Here is a 19,426-nt window from a genome sequence, read left to right on the forward strand (position 1 = left end):
CTTTTTTCCAGGCAGCTCCTTTCCTGACATAATGTTAAATGTTCGTTATGCGTCAATGAGTTAGAGCACCTTTCCCGGCGCACTCCAATCGGGGCCCCGATGGCGGCTTTTATATCGACAGCACCTTTCGTCTCGACCAGAAAAACTTGCCAACATATCCAATCAAAATGCTTGCACAGAAACGCAATAAGAAGATAATTCCGCGCATAACTAAGCACTTTGCACCTAAGTTATGCACTGTGCCTGGTGGGTCCCTCCGGACCACTCGCCTGAGCCGGCCGTCGCCGGTTCAATCGCATATGGCTTGGGCCTATCACGCCCCCTAAGGATCTTCAAAAGAGAATGAACGAGACTCTGGTCGCACAAGATTACCGTCAGCTGGTTGAACAATTTGGCTCTCCCCTGCTGCTGCTCGACAAGGCAGCCGTCCGCAAACAGTATCGGGCCCTGGCAGCCGCCCTGCCCGATGTGCGCTTGCACTATGCACTCAAGCCCCTGCCCCACGAGGCGGTGGTCTCTGTATTGAAGGAAGAGGGGGCCTGTTTCGATCTGGCCACCAATGGCGAAGTGGATCTGGTGCGCAGCCAAGGGGTTCGCCCGGGCCGTTGCATTCACACTCACCCCATCAAGCGCGACAGCGACATCCGCTATGCGCTGGAGTTCGGCTGCACCGTCTTTGTCTATGACAACCCGCTGGAGCTGGAGAAGTTCATTCCCTACAAGGACGAGGTGAAGCTGCTGCTGCGAGTCAGCTTCCCGAACCCGGAGACCAAGGTCGATCTCTCCAAGAAGTTTGGCTGCACCCCGGAGCAGGCGCTGCCGCTGCTGCAACTGGCTCAGGCCAAGGGGATCAAGGTGATGGGGCTGTCGTTCCACGTCGGCTCCCAGGTGCCCCACTCCCGTCGCCACGTGCAGGCCATCGACGCCTGCCGCGAGATCATGGAGCAGGCCTGGGATCTCGGGCTCAAGCCCTGGGTGCTGGACATCGGCGGCGGTTTCCCGGTGGACTATGAGGGTGGCGAGTTCGACATCGACGGCTTCTGCGCCCCGATCCGCGCGGCGCTGGCCAAGCTGCCCGCCACAGTGCAGAAGATCGCCGAGCCGGGCCGCTTCATCAGCGCGCCGGCCATGATCTCGGTGTCCAGCGTGATGGGCAAGGCCCACCGCGGTGACAAGATCTGGTACTACCTGGATGACGGCCTCTACGGCAGCTACAACGGTCAGCTCTATGACCATGTCACCTACCCGGTGAGTACTCCCTATGCCCACGGCGAGCTGCACAATGCGGTGCTCTCCGGCCCCACCTGCGACAGCGTGGACGTAATCCGCGACGGCATCATGCTGCCGGATCTGGCGATCGGCGAGCTGGTCATCGGTCGGGTGATGGGGGCCTACACCTGGGCCTCGGCCTCCACCTTCAACTTCTTCCCCAAGGCGAGCATCCTCATACTGGACAGCGCCCAGAAGCAGAAACTGGTGGCCGTGGCCTGAGCCACCATCGAGCGCGCCAATAAGAAGGGGGAAGCCGATGCTTCCCCCTTCTTCATGTCAATCCGCTGATCGATAAGGTCGGCGACCCTCTCTCAATAGTGGCAAAACCTGCCCACTCCACAGCATAAACGACCACCGATAAAGACATTTTTAGATGAATTGACTACCCAGCAGCCAGGAGGTGTAGGCCACGAAGATGGCGAGCAACAGTCCCCCTTCCCAGCGGTTGATCCGCCCCTGCCCCTTGCGGCCAAGACACATGATCAGCAGCAACAGGGTCAGCCCCATCATCAGGCTCCAGTCACGAGAAAGCACCGCCGGGTCCACATCCAGCGGCGCGATGCCGGCGGCGATGCCGACCACCGCCAGGGTGTTGAACAGGTTGGAGCCGAGTACGTTGCCGAGGGCCAGATCGTGCTCCTTCTTGCGAATGGCGATGAGGGAGGAGGCGAGCTCCGGCAGCGAGGTGCCCACCGCAACGATCGTCAGGCCAATCACCAGATCGCTGATGCCGAGCGCCTGGGCTATGGTGACGGCGCCCCACACCAGCAGGCGGGAGGCCAGGACCAGCAGCACCAGACCGACCACCAGCCAGATCAGCGCCCGCTTGCGTGACATGCCTTCGCTGCTGATGTCGTCCTCGATGTCAGCGTCGAGCGCATCCCCCTTGCCGCGCATGCCCGCCCAGATGGACCAGCCCATCAGCCCCAGGAACACGGCCCCCAGGATCAGGGCGTCCGTGCCCCCCAGATGACCGTCGATCAGCAGGGCACCGGAGAGCAGGGTGATGCCGAGCAGTATGGGGATCTCCTTGCGCACCACCTGGGAGGAGACGGCGATGGGGCTGATGAGGGCGGTCAGCCCCAGGATCAGCGCGATGTTGGTGATGTTGGAGCCATAGGCGTTGCCCAGCGCCAGCCCGGGGTTGCCCTGGGCGGCTGCCAGCGCGGAGACCACCATCTCCGGGGCCGAGGTACCAAAGCCGATAATCACCATGCCGATGAGCAAGGGCGGCATGCCGGCGTAACGGGCGGTCGCGGCGGCGCCATCCACAAATTTATCCGCACTCCAGACCAGCAGCGCCAGTCCGGCAATCAGGGCAACAAAAGCCAGGGTCATAATCGTCTATCCCATCCACTCAAACACGAGAGCCAAGCTGCAAACCTGGCTCCACCCAAAAGCGGGCTCAGTGTAGCGGGCCGCCTTGCTATTTCAAGATGAAATCAAACAATGATTAACAATTTATAGCGCGGCCAGCAAACTCTGGGCATCGGACACCTCGAACTTGCCCGGTGCCTCCACAAACAACTGCTGCACCACGCCGTCCCGGGCGATCAGAGCGAAGCGCTGGGCGCGCAGGCCGCCAAAAGACCCGGTCTCCTTGGCCAGGCCGAGCGCCTGGGTCCAACTGCCGTCCCCGTCCGCCAGCATGGTGATGGCCTCGGCATTTTGCGCCTCGCGCCACGCCTTCATCACGAAGGCATCGTTCACCGACAGGCAATAAATGGCATCGACGCCCTTGGCCTTGAACTCGTCCGCCAGCACCACATAACCGGGCAAGTGAGCGTTGGAGCAGGTTGGGGTAAAGGCGCCGGGCACCGCAAACAGCACCACCTTCTTGCCCGCAAACAGGGCCTGGGTGTCCTGGACTTGCTTGCCCTCGGCGGTGATGAAGGTAAATTCGCCCGCGGGCAGGGATTGGCCGACTGTGATCATGATGTCTCGTCCTTAAGTGGATGAAAGAAGCCCAGTCTACGCCAAGTCAGAAAAGGGTGACACCGGCTCAAGAGTACCTGCGCCCCTGACCGATTTGGATGGCGAGCCGGGAGACAGACCTGAATCATTATGCTCGATCGGATCGCCGAGCCAGCCAGGTCGCGATGGCGAGCAGGGAATCCGGGGTGAACTCATGGGCCCGCAACCCTATCTCGGCGAGGCTCATCCAGTGCACGGCGCTCACCTCTTCCGCCTGCAGTTGCAAGGGACCCTGATAGCGGCAACTGAACAGGCCTCCCCAGACCCGGTAGCCCTTTCCGTCCAGCTCTCCTTCGGCGTAGAAGGTGCCAAAGCTTTGCAGGGGCACACCGTGGATCCCCAACTCCTCCGCCAGCTCGCGCCGGGCTGAGGGCTCCATCGCCTCACCCTGGGTCACCACGCCGCCGGCGCAGGCATCCAGCATGCCGGGGCAGAAGTCCTTGCCGAGGGTGCGCCGCTGCACCAGCACGCGCTCGGCGTCATCGAGCACCAAGATATAGCTGGCACGATGACGCAGATTCTCCCGCCGAACCCTGGCCCGCTCGGCGACCCCGATCACCCGGTCCTGCTCATCCACTACGTCTACCCACTCCACGCACGCTACCCCGTTGAAACCCTCGATGAGCAGCAGTATATCTAGGCCAGGGCCCGGCGCGGCACTACTTTTTCAACACACGGGGAGAAGGTTTTCAATCCTAGGTGGAAGCCCACGCCGAGGCAGGCTGCAAGGAAAAAATGGATTCATACAACCCTCCATAAAATGTCACACTGGTGTCACGCAAGGGCGGCATAGTGTGCCCTGTCCAAGCAACAGGGTGTTTTGCCATGAAGGTGTTCAAGCAGTTGTCTCCTCGCCAGATTGCCCGCCATATCAAGAGCTTTCATCAGGGGAGCTTCATGGTAGAAGCGCTGGGGCGATTCGAATTTCAGGGTGGGGCCATCGACCTGAGGACACTGAGCTGCCATCAGGCGCTACGCCTGGCCCGGCAGATCAATCTGGCGGTGCGCGATCTGCGCACCACGGCCCTGTTGCCGGGCTGACATACTCCGTCTGTAGTCTGCTTCCATGCATGTCTTTGCCCGCCGCTCATCGAGCGAGCGGGCTATTTTCATCCCACGAGGCCTGCGCTCAATGCTGCAGGATCTGGGAGAGGAACAGCTTGGTGCGCTCCGACTGGGGATGGTCGAAGAACTGATCCGGCACGTTCTCTTCGATGATCTGACCACGGTCCATAAATATAACCCGATCCGCCACCTGCTTGGCGAAGCCCATCTCGTGAGTGACGCAGAGCATGGTCATCCCCTCATGGGCCAGCTCCACCATGACATCCAGCACCTCCCGCACCATCTCGGGATCCAGCGCCGAGGTCGGCTCGTCGAACAGCATCACCTGCGGGTTCATGCAGAGGCTGCGGGCAATGGCCACCCGCTGTTGCTGGCCGCCGGAGAGCTGGCCCGGGTACTTGAGGGCCTGCTCCGGGATCCTGACCCGGCGCAGGAACGTCATGGCGATCTCCTCGGCCTCCTTGCGCGGCAACTGCTTGACCCAGATGGGGGCCAGGCAGCAGTTTTCCAGCACCGTCAGATGGGGGAAGAGGTTGAAGTGCTGGAACACCATGCCCACCTCGCGGCGCACCATCTCGATGTTCTTGAGATCCGAGGTGAGCGCCGTGCCCTTGACCAGGATGTCGCCACTCTGGTGCTCCTCCAGCCGGTTGATGCAGCGGATCATGGTGGACTTGCCCGAGCCGGAGGGCCCGCAGATGACGATCTTCTCACCCTTGCCCACCTGCAGGTTGATGTTGCGCAGCACATGAAACTCGCCGTACCATTTATTGACAGATTTAAGTTCTACTACAGCGTCTGTTTTCATATCGAAACAACTCCTGCTCTCTTGTCCAGCCACACATTGATGTTGTGCAACTCAAAAAAACCGCCATATCGCTTGTTAACTGACCTGAGTGCCATCACAGGGTCTCTTCTCATCTCGAACTACTCCTAATGCTTGTGACCCGTGCTGAGTTTGTGCTCCAGATAGATGGAGTAGCGGGACATGCCAAAACAGAACATCCAGAAGATCATGGCGATAAACACATAGGCCTCGGTGGAAAAACCCAGCCAGGCCGGATCTGCCAGCGCCACCTTGGAGATGGCGAGCAAGTCGAACAGGCCGATGATCAGCACCAGGCTGGTGTCCTTGAACAGAGAGATAAAGGTGTTCACCAGGGAGGGGATGGTGATCTTGAGGGCCTGGGGCATGATGATGAGCCCCATCAGCTTCCAGTAGGAGAGCCCCAGCGCCTCCCCCGCCTCGTACTGCCCCCTGGGGATCGCCTGCAAGCCGCCGCGCACCACTTCCGCCACATAGGCCGCCTGGAACAAGATGATGCCGATCAGCGCCCGCAGCAGCTTGTCGAGCTCCACCTCGCTGGTCATGAACAGCGGCAGCATGACGGACGCCATGAACAGCACCGTGATGAGCGGTACCGCGCGCCAGAACTCGATATAGACGGTGGAGAGACTGGAGATCACCGGCATGTGGGAGCGACGCCCCAACGCCAGCAAGATCCCGAATGGCAGCGCGACCGCTATCCCCACCACCGCCAGCACCAGGGTCAGCATCAGCCCGCCCCAACGGTTGGTATCTATCACCTCCAGCCCGGCGCCGCCGTGGATCAGCAAGAAGGCGATGACCGGAAATACCAGCAGGGTAAATAACGCCAGCCAGCCCTTGCGCGGTGTGCGTGGCCAGATGAGCAACGCCAGCAGCGCCGCCAGCCCGACGAAGGTCAGATTGATGCGCCAATACTGATCCGCCGGGTAGAAACCGTAGAGGTATTGCCCCAGCCGGCTCTCGATAAAGATCCAGCAGGCCCCGCCCGCAACACAGTCGGCGCGGCCGCTCCCCTGCCAGGTGGCCGAGAACAGCGCCCAGTCCAGCGCGGACCAGATGAGGGGCAACAGCAGGTAAGCCAGCACCAGGGTCAGCAGCCCATTCCACCAGTTGGGGAACAAGTTCTGCCTGCACCAGGCCAGTACACCGCGCCTGTTGTCGGGAGGTGGCAGCGCCTCTTGTAGATCGTTCACGAACATGGAAGCTCCCTAGCGCTCAACCAGCGTCATCTTGCGGTTATAGATGTTCATCAGGACTGAGGTGGTGATGCTGATGAGGAGATAGACACCCATGGTCATGGCGATGACCTCGATCGCCTGCCCCGTCTGGTTGAGGGTGGTGCCCATGAACACCGAGACCAGATCCGGGTAGCCGATGGCAGTGGCCAGGGACGAGTTCTTGGTGAGGTTCAGATACTGGCTGGTGAGCGGCGGTATGATGACCCGCATCGCCTGGGGAATGACCACCAGCCGCAGGGTCTTGGTGGGTGACAGTCCCAGCGCGGAGGCCGCCTCCGTCTGGCCCTTGCTGATGGCGAGGATGCCGGATCGCACTATCTCGGCGATGAAGGCCGCCGTATAGATGGTCAACGCCAGCAGCAGCGCCGCGAGCTCGGGCAACACCGTCAACCCGCCCCGGAAGTTGAAGCCTTGCAGGGTCGGGATGCTCCAGGCAAGCGGGCTCCCCGCCAGCAGGAAGGTGATGAGGGGCAGCAGGACGACAAGTCCCATGCTGCAGCTCCAGACCGGGAAGATCCTGCCGGTCAGTTCCTGGCGACGGCGAGCCCAGCGTCGCAGCCCCCAGCTGACCAGCACCGCCAGCAGCAAGGCCCAGAGCACATAACCAAATCCTGCTTCAAACAACGGCTTGGGCAGGTAGAAGCCCCGCACGTTGAGGAAGGCGATTCCCCCCATCTCCACGCTCTGGCGGGGCGATGGCAGTGTGCGTAGCACCGAGAAGTACCAGAAGAAGATCTGCAGCAGCAGTGGAATGTTGCGAAAGGTCTCGATATAGAGGGTGGCAATCTTGGCCACCAGCCAGTTGCTCGACAGGCGAGCAACCCCGAGCACGAAGCCCAGCAGGGTGGCAAACAGGATGCCGAGCACAGAGACCAGCAGGGTGTTGAGCAGCCCGACCACGAAGGTACGGCCAAAGGTATAGGTCTCGTCGTAGGGGATCAGGCTCTGCAGAATGCCGAACCCGGCCGCATTGCCCAGAAAATCGAAGCCGGTGGTGATACCACGGGTCGCCAGATTGGTCAGGGCATTGTTGATGATGTAGAACAGAAACGCGATAACGGCCGCGACGGCCAAGCACTGAAAGATCAGGGCCCGCACCTTAGCGTCATACCACCAGCGGCCCTGTTTCTTCCTATGGTTTGATGCATGTAACGCCATCAGGATGACTCCGACAAAGCCAAGGCAAGGGGAACATGGGGGGCCAAGCCCCCCAACAACTCATCGACTCAACGGATGGGCGGTGCGTACATCAGGCCGCCCTTGTTCCAGAGTGCGTTGATACCGCGATCGATCTTGAGGGGAGAACCGGCCCCCACGTTGCGATCGAAGGATTCACCATAGTTGCCGACCTGCTTGACGATGTTGTAGGCCCACTTGTCATCCAGTCCCAGCACATTGCCCTTGGGCTCTTCCAGCCCCAGCAGACGGCGGATGTCCGGATTGGTGGATTTCAGCATCTCGTCCACGTTGGCGCTGGTCACCCCAGCCTCTTCGGCGTTGAGCATGGCGTACAGGCTCCAGCGCACCACCTTGAACCACTGCTCATCCCCCTGACGCACCGCCGGGCCCAGCGGCTCCTTGGAGATGACTTCAGGTAATACCAGCGCCTCTTCCGGCTTGGTCAGCTTGATCCTGAGGGAGTAGAGCTGGGACTGATCCGAGGTCAGCACATCGCAGCGCCCCGCCTCGAACCCCTTGACGGTCTGATCCGAGGTATCGAACACCACTGGGGTATATTTCATGCCGCCGTTGGCACGGAAGTAATCCGCCAGGTTGAGTTCGGTGGTGGTACCGGACTGGATGCACACCGCGGCGCCGTCCAGCTCCTTGGCGCCCTTGACCCCGAGGGATTGCTTGACCAAGAAACCCTGGCCGTCGTAGTAGTTCACCCCGGCGAAGGTCAGGCCCAGGGATCCATCACGTGTCAGCGTCCAGGTGGTATTGCGAGAGAGCAGGTCCACTTCACCCGACTGCAAGGCGGTAAATCTCTCCTTGGCGGTGAGAGAGACGTATTTGACCTTGGTGGCATCCCCCAGCACGGCGGCGGCCACGGCGCGGCAGACATCCACGTCCAGACCGGTCCAGGTGCCCTTGGCATCCGGATTGGAGAAGCCGGGCAGCCCATCGCCGACCCCGCACTGCACGAACCCCTTCTTCTTGACCGCATCCAGGGTGCCGTCTGCCCAGACATTGGCTGCCGTCAGCGACAGCACTATCACCATACCCGCCTTGTGTATCTGCTTCATGTCACTCTTCCCTGTGGTTTGATTCAAGATGGCACCCAAAATCCTGCAAGATGCCAGCGTTTTCCCTGCTTTTTTGCAGCTTATCCAGCCGGTCGAAAACCTGTCAATCGGTGCAATCGAGCCCAACTCTGGTGCAGCAGCACAAAATGTTTGAGGGGACCGATATACGCCTTATGAATAAAAAATAGACCCTTATCGACAAAATAGCATACTGAAATATCCCCCTCGGACCAGGGAGATTATTTTTTCGGCAAAATGGATCTGCACAACAGTGGTGCACGGCATGAATTGTTAACTGACTCATTAATATTGAGTTTTAATTCTATGGCCCGCCCCTGGGCAAGATGCCCCGGGAGCTGGCGTCATGGCCATGAGCCCTTGCTCGATAGGCGCCTGACCGGCGGGAAAGAGGTGGGGTGGAAAGGGGATTCAACCGCCGCGCGGGCCGTCTTCGATCTCGGTGATGACGCCGTTCTCGACGGTGACGAACTGCATGAACTGGCTCTTGCCGAAGTTGTAGGTCCAGCGCTCGGCGTACTTGACCGTCATCCTGGCGCCAAAGCCGTTCTCCTCGTAGCGGGTCAGGTCCTCCCTGAGCATCGGCTGACCGCAGCGGATCAGCAGCTCGGCCGTGGTATCCCCCTCGCTCAACAGGGCGCTCTTGCAACGCAGGGTGCCGGCGCTCACCGGCAGCGCGGCAATCAGCAACAACCACCACATTGACTTCATTTTGCACTCCATTTGAACAGCGCGGCCCCCAGGGTGACACACACCAGCGCGAACAGCATCACCTGGGCCAAGGGCCCCGCCACCTGCTGCCAACCCGCCCCCTCCAGCATCACGGCCCGAGCCGCCTCGATGATCTGGCTCAGCGGCAAGCGGGCCCCGATGCCCTGCAACCAGGAGGGAGCGCCTTCCAGCGAAAACCAGACGCCGGATAATAACATCATGGGCAGGCTGATGAGATTGAGCAAACCGCTCGCCAGCTCTTCATTCTGGATGCGGGCGGCGATGAGCAGGCCGAGGGACGCCATGGCGGTGCCACCGACCAGGGCGATCAGCAGCAGCAGCCAGCCCGAGCCGAGCTGCGGCACCCCCAGCAGCCAGTAAGCCACCAGAAACACCAGCAGGCTCACCACCAGAGTGATCAGCACCCGTGACAGCAACTGGGCACAGAGAAACTCGGCGGCAGAAAGCGGCGTGGCCCGCAGCCGCTTGAGCACCCCGTTCTTGCGATAACGGACTATGACGAAGCCCACCCCGAACAGACCGGAGAACATCAGGTTCATGCCGATGACGCCTGGCAGCAGCCAGTCGCCGTAGCGGATGGCCTGACCGCTCAGGGTCTCCTTGTGCAGTGACACTGGGACAGCCTGGCGCAGCAGGTATTCCGCCATAGCGCCCTGAGGGGCATCCGGATTGACCCAGTAACGGCTCAGTGCCGGCGCGAGCAGCAGATCCAGCTGATGAAGGCGCACCTTGAGCTGGCCCCTCCCTTCGTCGTCATAGGGGATCAGCTTGAGCAGCGGAATGCGCTGCAGGGGTTGATAGGCCGCGGGCAGCACTCCCAACACCCCGATCTGCACCAGGGGTTTGGGGGGGCCGGAGAAGATGAGGGAGAAGCCTATTACCAGCAACAGCGGAAACACCAGGTTCCAGACCAGCGCCGCCCTGTCCCGCACGAATTCGAGGTTGCGGGCATAGAAGAGCGCACCGATGCGCTTGATGGATCCACTGGCACGCTGGATGGTATCGCTCATGCGCCACTCCTCAGGCTATGGCCGGTCAGATGCAAGAAGAGATCCTCCAGATTGGGAGATCGCACCTGCATGCCGGTGAGCGGCACCCCCAGAGCGAGCAGCTGTGGCAGCAGGGCGGCCACATCGGGGCAGCTCAACTCCACCAGCTCCCCGTGGCGCTGCAGCGGATGCCCCAGACTCGCGAGGGCCGGGTGATCCATCAGCCGCACCAGCACACCGTCAAAATGCTGGGCCAGCAGAGCCGCCGGCGTATCCAGGCTGAGCAGGTGGCCGTGATCGACGATGGCGATGCGATCGCACAGTTGCTGCGCCTCGTCCATGTAGTGGGTGGTGAGCACCACCGTCTTGCCCTGGGCCTTGACGGCCTCGATGCGCTGCCAGAAGTGGTGGCGCGCCTGGGGATCCAGCCCTGTGGTGGGTTCGTCCAGAAACAGCAGCTCGGGATCGCCGAGCAGGGCCAGCGCCAGCAGCAGCCGTTGACGCTGGCCGCCGGAGAGCTTGCGGCTGTCCCGGTCGATAAACTCGCCGAGGGCGCACAGCTCGATCAGCAGCTCCCGTGGCAAGGGGTTGGGGTAGAGGCTGGCGAACAGGCGCAGGGTGTCGCGTACCGTCAGAAAATCCTGCAGCGCCGTGTGCTGAAACTGGATGCCGATGCGCGAGCGGTAATCGGGGCCACGGGGGGCGCCATGAAACAGGATCTGGCCGCCGTCCGGGGTGTGGATCCCCTCCAGCAGCTCAATGGTGGTGGTCTTGCCCGCCCCGTTCGGGCCGAGCAGGCCAAAACAGCTGCCGGCGGGGATGGCAAAGCTGAGCCCGTCCACCGCCTTCACATCGGGGAAATGCTTGATAAGGTCAACGACTTCGAGGATGGGCGTCATGATCTCTCTCCCGGGAGCTGACCTGACTATATCCAAAAGCCCCACATCTGCCCATTGCTCGGCCCGAGAGCCCAAAAACAAACGGCGACCCTGGGGCCGCCGTTTGCATCAAGCCAGCCGGATCACAGGATGTCCAGCAGCTCCACTTCGAAGACCAGCGCGGAGTACGGCGGGATGGAGCCGGCACCACGGGCACCGTAGGCCAGATCGTGGGGGATGTAGAGCTTCCACTTGGAGCCAACCGGCATCATCTGCAGCGCTTCCACCCAACCGGCGATGACGCCGGTCACCGGGAATTCGGCCGGCTCGCCACGGGCAACCGAGCTGTCGAACACGCCACCGTGGGTGAAGGTACCGTGGTAGTGCACGCGCACGGACTGACCGGCCACCGGCACGGCGCCATCGCCTTCGACCATGACTTCGTATTGCAGACCGGTGTCGGTCACTTTCACGTCGGCACGCTTGGCGTTGTCGGCCAGGAAGGCTTCGCCATCGGCGGCAGCGGCCTTGGCAACCGTTTCCTGCTCTTCCTGCATGCGGGCGGTGATGACCTGGAAGGCATCGTTGATATCATCACGGCTAACCGCGAACTCCAGACCATTCAGGGCATCTGCCAGGCCTTGTTGCAGGGCCGGGATATCCAGACCGGCGAAGGCTTGCTGCGCCAGCTGATCACCCATGTTGCGGCCGATGCCATAGCTGGCCTTCTGTTCGATAGAGTCGTATTGGGACATTGAGAGTTAGCTCCAGATCCAAGTAATGAGGCATTAAAAAAAGAGACGGGATGATATCAGACTTTTTCCCGAGGTGCTGCGGGTGGCCGCCCTGATTTCCCCGCTCGTGGGAGAGAGTTCACACAAGTCAGGGATAAACGCCGCCCATCGACGGCGATCTGTTTACCGTGCTGTTCAGCGAGGCTCGCACCGTGGCCACCTTGGTGCCGTCGGTGATATTGACCCGGCCATCGTCCTATGGTCCCCATGTTGACACCGTGACAAGGAGAGACACCCGGCCACCGCACCAATGTCTTATCAGGCGCGATCCAGCAAAGCCCTAACCGCGGCCACCTTGGTGCCGTCGGTGATATTGACCCGGCCGTCGTCCGAGGTGCCCATGTTCACTCCGTGGGGCACCATGCCACCACGCCAGCCCATGCCGGACATGTGCACCTCGTCCACGCCGGTGAACTCGAGGATGGTGCGCACGTTGTCGGCATTGACGCCGGCCCCCGGCATCAGGCTGGCCCGGCCCGCCAGGGTCTGCTGCATGGCTTGCAAGGTCTCCAGCCCCGCCAGGGCGGTCGGGGCATGACCGGAGCTCAGGATCCGCTCACAACCTGCCGCCACTATGGTCTCCAGATCCGCGCGCCAGTTGGAGCTGAGATCGATGGCGCGATGGAAGGTGACGCCGAGGGGGCCGGCCGCCTCCACCAACTGCCGGAGCTGCCCGGCGGGCACCCGGCCGGTCTCGTCCAGCAGGCCTATCACCACCCCTTGCAGGCCGGCGGCGCGGGCGGCGGCGATATCCAGCAGCATGAGTTCAAATTCGGCGGCACTGAAACAGAAATCCCCGGCACGGGGGCGGATCATGGCGTATACGGGGATGGTCGCATGGCGCGCCACCTGCTGCATGAAGCCATAGGAAGGGGTGAGGCCGCCGAGTCCCAGCGCAGAGCAGAGCTCGATGCGATCCGCGCCGGCTTGTTGGGCGGTAAACAGGGATTCCAGGTTGTCGATACAGATTTCAAGACGGGTCATGATGACTCCTTATCCGGGGAGATCAGACCCTGTGTCTGATCTCATAAATTGAGCAGAGCCGCGCCGCGCACGCCGCCGGCACCGCCGAAACGGGCCTGACGAACGGCAGGCAGGGCGACCCCTGGCAGCAGGTGGCCGGGCAGACGCCGGGGCAGCTCTTCGTATAACACGGGCAGGCCGCTTAGCCCCCCTCCCAGCACCACCACCTCGGGATCGATCATCGAGATGGCGGTGGCAAGCCCGGCGGCCAGGATCTCCAGCCAGCAATCGAGGGTGACCAGGGCACTCGCCTCACCGGCCTCAACGCGGGCGACGATCTGGTGGCCGCTGGCACGCTCGCCGTGGAAATGCAGATAGAGCCGCTCCAGGCCGGTGCCGGAAGCATAAGTTTCAAAACAGACTAAGCGGCCACAACCGCAACGGGGACGAGGCAGCTCGGGATACATCATCAGGATGGTGGCCGGCAGCGGGTAATGGCCTATCTCTCCCGCCAGCCAGTTGCGCCCCTGAATGAGCTTGCCCGCCAGATAGACGGCGCCGCCGATGCCGGTGCCTATGGTCATCCCCAGCGCGCTCTCGGCGCCGGCCGCCGCCCCCTGATGCACTTCAGACCAGAGGAAGCAGTTCGCATCGTTGTCGACGCTGACGGGGCGACCGAGCAATGTGGCCAGATCGGCCCCAAGATGACGGCCGTGGATGGCGGGCAGGTTCGCCGCCACTATGCTGCGATCCTGGCGATTGAGAATGCCGGGAAAGCCGATACCGACAGCTCCCCGGGTGCCAAAACGGGCGTCAGCCTCCACAACCCGGCTGTGAATGAGTTGCTGCAACCCCGAGTAATCATCACCCGGGGTGCTCATCCGCTCCTCGTGACAGAGGTTCAGGGAGCCGTCATAGACCGCAAACGCAATCTTGGTACCACCAATATCAAAGCCGTAATACATGCCACACTCCCTTGCCGGTGAACCTGTCCACCTCAGTCTGTCCAGAAGGGGCACATTGTATTAATTCGCAAAAAAAATAAAGTCACCATGGGGAAAAAATGGGAGCCAGCTCAAAGCAAACGGAACATTTGCCGCTGCAGGCAAGGTTGCCCCAGGCTCTGCAAGGTACGCTCCTCCCCATCGAACACGAAGCCACGGCGCAGGTAGAACCCCTCGCCGATCTCGTTGCCATCGAGCAGCCACAACCTGACACATTCACAGCCGGCCCGACGCATCTGCATCGCCACCGCCTGCCACAACCGCTTGCCATGGCCCTGGCGCCAATGACCGGGATGCAGATAGAGGGCACGGATGCGCGCCGTCATCAGTGTGCCCTCCAGCGCCGGCTGCCAGTAGAGCAGGCCGATGATGACCTCATCCAGGCAGAGCAGCATGGGAGTGGGGCCAGATTCTGCCAGCCGGCGATGCCAGATCTGCAGATGATCGGTGACGGCCAGCTGGGCCAGCAAATCTTCCCCCAGCATCTCGCCATAGGCCGCCAGCCAGCTGGCCCGCTGCATCACCGTCATGGCAGCGGCATCGGCGGGACGGGCCAGCCGCAGGCTTATGCCTTGCACTGAGGAGTCAAACCGGCTGCACGGGCCTGCTGATACAGGGGCTGCGCCTCGGCCTGCTGGGCTTGCAGCTCGGCGATGCGGTTCTGATCACTCGGGTGGGTGGAGAGCAGCTGCGGCGGCGCCTTGCCACCGGAGGCGGCACTCATGTTCTGCCACAGAGGAATGGCCTGGGCCGGGTCGAAGCCCGCACGGGCCATCAGATCCAGCCCAAGCCGATCGGCCTCGCTCTCCTGCTCACGGCCATAGGGCAGGGTAATGCCGACCTGAACCCCGAGGCCGAGCGCGGCCATGGTGGCACCGCCCCCCTGGCTGCTGCCGATGGCGGCATCGGCCACCGCCAGCCCGATGCCGGTCAGCTGCTCGCGAGAGAGCCGCTCGTTGGAGTGCTGGGCCAGCACGTGGGTCAGCTCGTGGCCGATGACGGTGGCGAGCTGATCCTGATTCTTGGCGACCTTGAGCAGGCCACTGTAGACCCCGATCTTGCCGCCGGGCAGGGCGAAGGCGTTCACCTCCTTGGAGTCGAACACCACCACCTCCCAGCTGGTGATGCCGTAGCTCGCCGGCACCTGGGCGGTGACCGCCTTGGCCACGCAAGAGACATAGGCATTTATCTTGGCATCGGTGCTTACCTTCTCCTGCTTCTTCATCTGTTCGAACGAGTCGGCCCCCAGCTGGTTCATCTGCTGGGGGGAGAAGAGCAGCATCTGGCTGCGGCCGGTCGGAGACTGGGCACAACCGGCCAGCAGGGCGCTGCACAGGGCAGCCAGGCCGAATTTGGACAGAGAAGAGGCACGCATGAAGGGATCCTTTACCATGAGGTGATTGCCCTATTCTCGGAAATGCAGCCGTCCGGTGCAAGCAGGCTGCCATGTCCTGCGACCAAAAAGGTCCCGAAACACCAATAAAAACGAGCCCACATGGGGCTCGTTTGTCTGTCATGAGAAGACGGGAGTATTACATCACGCCCAGCTTCTTCAGGTCGGCCTGGACCACCTTGGCCGGGACAGGTACATAACCGTCCTTGGCCACGATGTTCTGACCGGCCTTGGACAGGATCATCTTCACAAACTCTTGCTCCATCGGGGAGAGCGGCTTGTTCGGGTGCTTGTTCACGTAAACGTACAGGAAGCGCGACAGCGGGTACTTGCCGGTGATGGCGTTGTCCGAGGTGGCCTCGATGAAGGTCTTGCCATCCTTGGAGAGCGGTACGGCACGCACCCCGGAGGTGACATAACCGATACCGGAATAACCGATGCCGTTCAGGGAGGAGGAGACGGACTGCACCACGGAAGCCGAACCCGGCTGCTCGTTCACGCCGCTCTTGAAGTCGCCGTTACACAGGGCGTGCTCCTTGAAGTAGCCATAGGTACCGGATACCGAGTTGCGCCCGAACAATTGCAGATCCTTGGCGGACCAGCTGCCATCCAGACCCAGATCAGACCACTTGGTGGCCGCCTTGGCTTCGCCGCACTTGAGGGTGCTGGAGAAGATGGCATCAATCTGCGGCATGGTCAGCCCCTTGATGGGGTTGTCCTTGTTGACGAACACCGCCAGAGCATCGACCGCGACGCGGATGGCGGTCGGCTTGTAGCCATAGCGCTTCTCAAATGCCTCTTCTTCACCGGCCTTCATGGCGCGGCTCATGGGGCCAAACTGGGCGACACCTTCGGTCAGCGCGGTCGGGGCGGTTGAAGAACCGGCGGCCTGGATCTGCACGTTGACGTTGGGGTACATGCGCTTAAATTCTTCGGCCCACAGGGTCATCATGTTGGCCAGGGTGTCCGAGCCGACAGAGGACAGGTTGCCCGAGATGCCGCTGGTCGGGGTGTAATCCGGCAGATCTTTATCCACACCGGCTGCCAGCGCGCTGACGGAAAACAGGGTTGCTGCGGTAAATCCGATTACACCAGCCAGTTTGTTGAGTTTCATCCAATCTCTCCAAAGTTACAAAAGGCGATTACCTTGAGTTTCATTCTGTCTCCTCTCTCCAAGGTGACAGAAGGCTATTGCCAATACATGGCGCCGATTAACACTATCTTGCTGTGGTCAACCCGACTGCATCAGTCAGATTGTTAAGTTTCATTCCGTACCCTCTCGTCTCCAGAGTGCCAGAAGGTCCGTTCTTAAGACGGCGCCAGTATCTGACCTGGCAGTGACAAATTTATGGATTTAATGTGACACTTTAATGACATGGCGCAGGATTATGACAAATGCAAAAAGGGCCGCGTGAGCGGCCCTGATATTGAGACTAACCAATTGACTCAAATGGTTATTTAACCACCACCATGCTGCCGGGGATGAGGAAGCTGAAACGGCTGCCGACACCGACCCGGCTCTCAATCTCGAGCTGGGCGTCGTGATGGCTCAGGGCGTGCTTGACGATGGCAAGGCCGAGCCCCGAGCCGCCGGTGTGGCGAGAGCGCGCCTTGTCGACCCGGTAGAAGCGCTCGGTGAGCCGCGTCAGATGTTCGGGGGCGATCCCCTCCCCCTCGTCCTGCACCAGGAACAGCGCCATGGCCCCCTGCTTGCGCCACTCCACGCTGATCTTGCGACCCGCCGGAGTGTAATGAATGGCGTTGTAGACCAGGTTGGAGACGGCGCTGCGCAGCTGATCCCGATCGCCGCGCACGAACAGGTTGGACTGCACCTTGAACTCAAACTGATGCGCGCTCTCTCCCGACAGTGCCCGCGCCTCCTGCTCAAGCAGTCCCAGCATGGCGGGCATGTCCACCAGATGGGAGAGATCCACCGAGGGCGCCGCCTCGATGCGCGACAGGGTGAGCAGCTGATTGACCAGATTATCCATGCGGATGGTCTGCTCCATCATCACCCTGTGCGCCTTGGCCCACATGGCGGGCGGCGGCGGCTCCTCGGTCATCTCCAGATACCCCTTGAGCACGGTGAGCGGGGTGCGCAACTCGTGGGAGACGTTGGAGACGAAGTGCTTGCGGGTCTTCTCCAGACTGCGCAGCCGGGTCACGTCCCGCACCACCAGCATCGCCTGATCCTCGGCGTAAGGCATGATCCGAAACTCGAGAAACTTCTCCTCGTTGATGGGGGAGCTCATCTCGAAGGGCTCGTCATAGAGCCCCTTGTTCAGGTAGGCAACGAAGGCGGGATGCCGAATGAGGTTGCCGATGTGCTGACCGGCATCCTCCGGCCAGCGAAAGCCGAGCAGTTGCTCCGCCAGCCGGTTGCACCAGAGGATGCTGCCATCGGTGCGAAACACCACGGCCGCATCGGGTAGCGCCTCGGCCCCCTCCCGAAAGCGGCGGATGAGGCCCGCCAGCTCACGGCGACGGGCCCGGTGACGCTGCTGCAGCTTGTAGATACCGTTGAAGATGTATTCCCAGCTGCCGCTGCCATTGGGGGGCACCAGGCTGCGATCGTGCCACAGCCAGTCTGACAGCCGCTTCTGGAAGCGGTAGTGCCAGCCCAGGTGCAGCAGCGTCGCCACCAGCAGGCAGAGGGCGAGGTGATCGACCAGCCAGCCGACCAGGACGAAGGGGGCGTAGAAGAACGCCATTCGCCACAACTGTCGCCGCCAGGCGTAAGGTTGCAACATATCGTCCCCTAGAGGCGGATTGAGAAGCGGTATCCGGCTCCACGCACCGTCTGGATCAACTTGTCGTGCCCCGTCTCTTCGATGGCCTTGCGCAGGCGACGGATGTGCACATCCACGGTTCTGTCTTCCACATACACGTTGGTGCCCCAGACGTTGTTGAGCAGTTGCTCACGACTGTAGACACGCTCCGGGTGAGTCATGAAGAAGTGCAGCAGCTTGAACTCGGTCGGCCCCATGTCCAGCGCCTTGTCCTCGGCGCTGACGCGGTGGGACACCGGATCCAGCTTGAGCCCCTGCACCTCGATCACCTCGTCCACCGAGGTGGGGGAAACCCGGCGCATCACGGCGTGCAGGCGGGCGGTCAGTTCCTTGGGAGAGAACGGCTTGGTGATGTAGTCATCGGCACCCGCCTCCAGACCACGGACCTTGTCCTCCTCTTCACCACGGGCGGTCAGCATCACCACCGGGATCTGGCGGGTCAGCTCATCCTGCTTGAGCTGCTTGATGAACTGGATGCCACTGCCACCTGGCATCATCCAGTCCAGCACGATGAGCTCGGGGTAGGGCTCGCGCACCTTCGCCAGTCCATCGGCATAGTCTTCCGCTTCAACCGTTTCATATCCTTTTTGCTCCAGCACGAAGCAGAGCATTTCGCGGATGGGTGCCTCGTCCTCGACCACCAGAATTCGCTTAGCCATATCCCTTCTCTCTCCTCTGTGAAGATGGGTGCGCCAATTATTAGAACTTTCTGTGACACTTTTATGACTTTATGACAGGCGAGATGATAAACGTTTTCAGTTTCAGTTGGCAGCGGTGCGTTGCAGCAGGTCCCAGCGATTGCCGCTGAGGTCCTCGAACACCACCACGGTGCCGTAAGACTCGAGGCGGGGCTGTTCACAAAAATGCACGCCATAGGCCTGCATCCGCTGGTAATCCCCCCAGAAGTCGTCGGTCTCGAGAAACAGGAAGACCCGACCGCCCCCCTGCTGGCCGATGGCGGCTGCTTGCTCGGGATTGGCGGCGCGGGCCAGCAGCAGGGCCGAACCTGGTGCGCCACGGGGGGCGACCCGCACCCAGCGCTTGCCCGGTTTGCCCGGCTCGTCGAGGGGCATGTCTTCCAGCAGCTCAAATCCGAGACCCTCGGTAAAAAAGCGAATGGCCGCGTCGTAGTCGGCCACCAGCAGAGTCAGAGCGCCAAGGTGTTGTGGCATGCAGAGGTTCCTAGTCAGATGAGTCACGGGCGCAGCATAACGGCAACCCGGCCCTGTCACCAGCCCGACC

General features: G+C 61.6%; 22 protein-coding genes. 3 read left to right on the plus strand and 19 right to left on the minus strand.

Annotation, left to right across the window (positions count from 1 at the left end; genetic code table 11):
* The first annotated feature begins 342 nt into the window (after positions 1-342).
* Positions 343-1,491 carry a type III PLP-dependent enzyme gene (locus tag MM194_RS10560; RefSeq protein WP_241343548.1) on the plus strand — a complete coding sequence of 383 codons (1,149 nt, stop codon included), beginning with the start codon at positions 343-345 and terminating at the stop codon, positions 1,489-1,491.
* A gap of 150 nt (positions 1,492-1,641) precedes the next feature.
* On the opposite strand, the gene MM194_RS10565 is transcribed toward MM194_RS10560, so the two are convergent.
* The 3 genes from MM194_RS10565 to yfcD all read right to left on the minus strand — a co-directional run bounded on the left by MM194_RS10565 (position 1,642) and on the right by yfcD (position 3,841).
* A complete protein-coding gene (locus MM194_RS10565; RefSeq protein ID WP_241343549.1) occupies positions 1,642-2,610 on the minus strand; it encodes a calcium/sodium antiporter in 969 nt (322 codons plus the stop codon).
* A 123-nt stretch (positions 2,611-2,733) separates the two neighbouring features.
* Positions 2,734-3,207, minus strand: a complete 474-nt coding sequence (locus MM194_RS10570) for a peroxiredoxin (RefSeq protein WP_241343550.1) — start codon at positions 3,205-3,207, stop codon at positions 2,734-2,736.
* 127 nt (positions 3,208-3,334) lie between these two features.
* Positions 3,335-3,841 (minus strand): NUDIX hydrolase YfcD, encoded by a 507-nt coding sequence (gene yfcD / locus MM194_RS10575; RefSeq protein WP_241343551.1) that lies wholly within the window; start codon positions 3,839-3,841, stop codon positions 3,335-3,337.
* A 230-nt stretch (positions 3,842-4,071) separates the two neighbouring features.
* Between yfcD and MM194_RS10580 the strand changes: the two genes are divergently transcribed.
* Positions 4,072-4,287, plus strand: coding sequence for a DUF1107 family protein (locus MM194_RS10580; protein ID WP_241343552.1), 216 nt, complete (start codon positions 4,072-4,074; stop codon positions 4,285-4,287).
* Between the two features lie 88 nt (positions 4,288-4,375).
* Here the strand turns inward: MM194_RS10580 and MM194_RS10585 are convergent, their stop codons facing one another.
* From MM194_RS10585 to MM194_RS10600, 4 genes are all read right to left on the minus strand, one after another.
* On the minus strand, positions 4,376-5,119 hold the full coding sequence (locus MM194_RS10585; RefSeq protein WP_033128674.1) for an amino acid ABC transporter ATP-binding protein: 744 nt from the start codon (positions 5,117-5,119) through the stop codon (positions 4,376-4,378).
* A gap of 125 nt (positions 5,120-5,244) precedes the next feature.
* Positions 5,245-6,339, minus strand: coding sequence for an amino acid ABC transporter permease (locus MM194_RS10590; RefSeq protein WP_033128675.1), 1,095 nt, complete (start codon positions 6,337-6,339; stop codon positions 5,245-5,247).
* A 9-nt stretch (positions 6,340-6,348) separates the two neighbouring features.
* A complete protein-coding gene (locus tag MM194_RS10595) occupies positions 6,349-7,536 on the minus strand; it encodes an amino acid ABC transporter permease (protein WP_238566361.1) in 1,188 nt (395 codons plus the stop codon).
* A gap of 68 nt (positions 7,537-7,604) precedes the next feature.
* Positions 7,605-8,624 (minus strand): amino acid ABC transporter substrate-binding protein, encoded by a 1,020-nt coding sequence (locus tag MM194_RS10600; protein WP_033128677.1) that lies wholly within the window; start codon positions 8,622-8,624, stop codon positions 7,605-7,607.
* A 28-nt stretch (positions 8,625-8,652) separates the two neighbouring features.
* On the opposite strand from MM194_RS10600, the gene MM194_RS21950 reads away from it, so the two are divergent.
* Positions 8,653-8,778 (plus strand): hypothetical protein, encoded by a 126-nt coding sequence (locus MM194_RS21950; RefSeq protein WP_277605097.1) that lies wholly within the window; start codon positions 8,653-8,655, stop codon positions 8,776-8,778.
* Positions 8,779-9,053: 275 nt separating this feature from the next.
* Here MM194_RS21950 and MM194_RS10605 read toward each other — a convergent pair whose 3' ends face one another.
* The 12 genes from MM194_RS10605 to MM194_RS10660 form a co-directional block, all read right to left on the minus strand.
* On the minus strand, positions 9,054-9,365 hold the full coding sequence (locus MM194_RS10605) for a DUF2845 domain-containing protein (RefSeq protein WP_241343553.1): 312 nt from the start codon (positions 9,363-9,365) through the stop codon (positions 9,054-9,056).
* The gene (locus MM194_RS10610) at positions 9,350-10,384 is read right to left on the minus strand and encodes an ABC transporter permease (protein WP_241343554.1); all 1,035 of its coding nucleotides are present in this window, start codon (positions 10,382-10,384) and stop codon (positions 9,350-9,352) included. Before MM194_RS10610 ends, MM194_RS10605 begins: the two co-directional genes overlap by 16 nt.
* Positions 10,381-11,262, minus strand: coding sequence for an ABC transporter ATP-binding protein (locus tag MM194_RS10615; RefSeq protein WP_033128680.1), 882 nt, complete (start codon positions 11,260-11,262; stop codon positions 10,381-10,383). Before MM194_RS10615 ends, MM194_RS10610 begins: the two co-directional genes overlap by 4 nt.
* 122 nt (positions 11,263-11,384) lie before the next feature.
* Complete coding sequence (locus MM194_RS10620; protein ID WP_033128681.1) at positions 11,385-11,996, minus strand: FKBP-type peptidyl-prolyl cis-trans isomerase; 612 nt, start codon at positions 11,994-11,996, stop codon at positions 11,385-11,387.
* A gap of 297 nt (positions 11,997-12,293) precedes the next feature.
* Positions 12,294-13,019 carry a copper homeostasis protein CutC gene (locus MM194_RS10625; RefSeq protein ID WP_033128682.1) on the minus strand — a complete coding sequence of 242 codons (726 nt, stop codon included), beginning with the start codon at positions 13,017-13,019 and terminating at the stop codon, positions 12,294-12,296.
* A 41-nt stretch (positions 13,020-13,060) separates the two neighbouring features.
* Positions 13,061-13,963, minus strand: a complete 903-nt coding sequence (locus MM194_RS10630; RefSeq protein WP_241343555.1) for an ROK family protein — start codon at positions 13,961-13,963, stop codon at positions 13,061-13,063.
* Positions 13,964-14,073: 110 nt separating this feature from the next.
* A complete protein-coding gene (locus tag MM194_RS10635) occupies positions 14,074-14,580 on the minus strand; it encodes a GNAT family N-acetyltransferase (protein WP_033128684.1) in 507 nt (168 codons plus the stop codon).
* Positions 14,568-15,377: a M48 family metallopeptidase gene (locus MM194_RS10640; protein ID WP_152598955.1), complete on the minus strand. Its 810-nt coding sequence runs from the start codon at positions 15,375-15,377 to the stop codon at positions 14,568-14,570. The genes MM194_RS10635 and MM194_RS10640 overlap by 13 nt, the downstream gene beginning before the upstream one ends.
* A gap of 157 nt (positions 15,378-15,534) precedes the next feature.
* Positions 15,535-16,509, minus strand: coding sequence for a phosphate ABC transporter substrate-binding protein PstS family protein (locus MM194_RS10645; RefSeq protein ID WP_033128686.1), 975 nt, complete (start codon positions 16,507-16,509; stop codon positions 15,535-15,537).
* Positions 16,510-16,849: 340 nt separating this feature from the next.
* On the minus strand, positions 16,850-18,145 hold the full coding sequence (gene phoR, locus MM194_RS10650) for a phosphate regulon sensor histidine kinase PhoR (RefSeq protein WP_241343556.1): 1,296 nt from the start codon (positions 18,143-18,145) through the stop codon (positions 16,850-16,852).
* 8 nt (positions 18,146-18,153) lie between these two features.
* Positions 18,154-18,843 carry a phosphate regulon transcriptional regulator PhoB gene (gene phoB, locus MM194_RS10655; protein WP_033128688.1) on the minus strand — a complete coding sequence of 230 codons (690 nt, stop codon included), beginning with the start codon at positions 18,841-18,843 and terminating at the stop codon, positions 18,154-18,156.
* Between the two features lie 102 nt (positions 18,844-18,945).
* Positions 18,946-19,356 carry a VOC family protein gene (locus tag MM194_RS10660; protein ID WP_241343557.1) on the minus strand — a complete coding sequence of 137 codons (411 nt, stop codon included), beginning with the start codon at positions 19,354-19,356 and terminating at the stop codon, positions 18,946-18,948.
* Positions 19,357-19,426: the final 70 nt, after the last annotated feature.

The organism is Aeromonas sp. MR16 (assembly GCF_022549315.1).
GTDB classification, from domain to species: Bacteria; Pseudomonadota; Gammaproteobacteria; order Enterobacterales; family Aeromonadaceae; genus Aeromonas; species Aeromonas aquatica.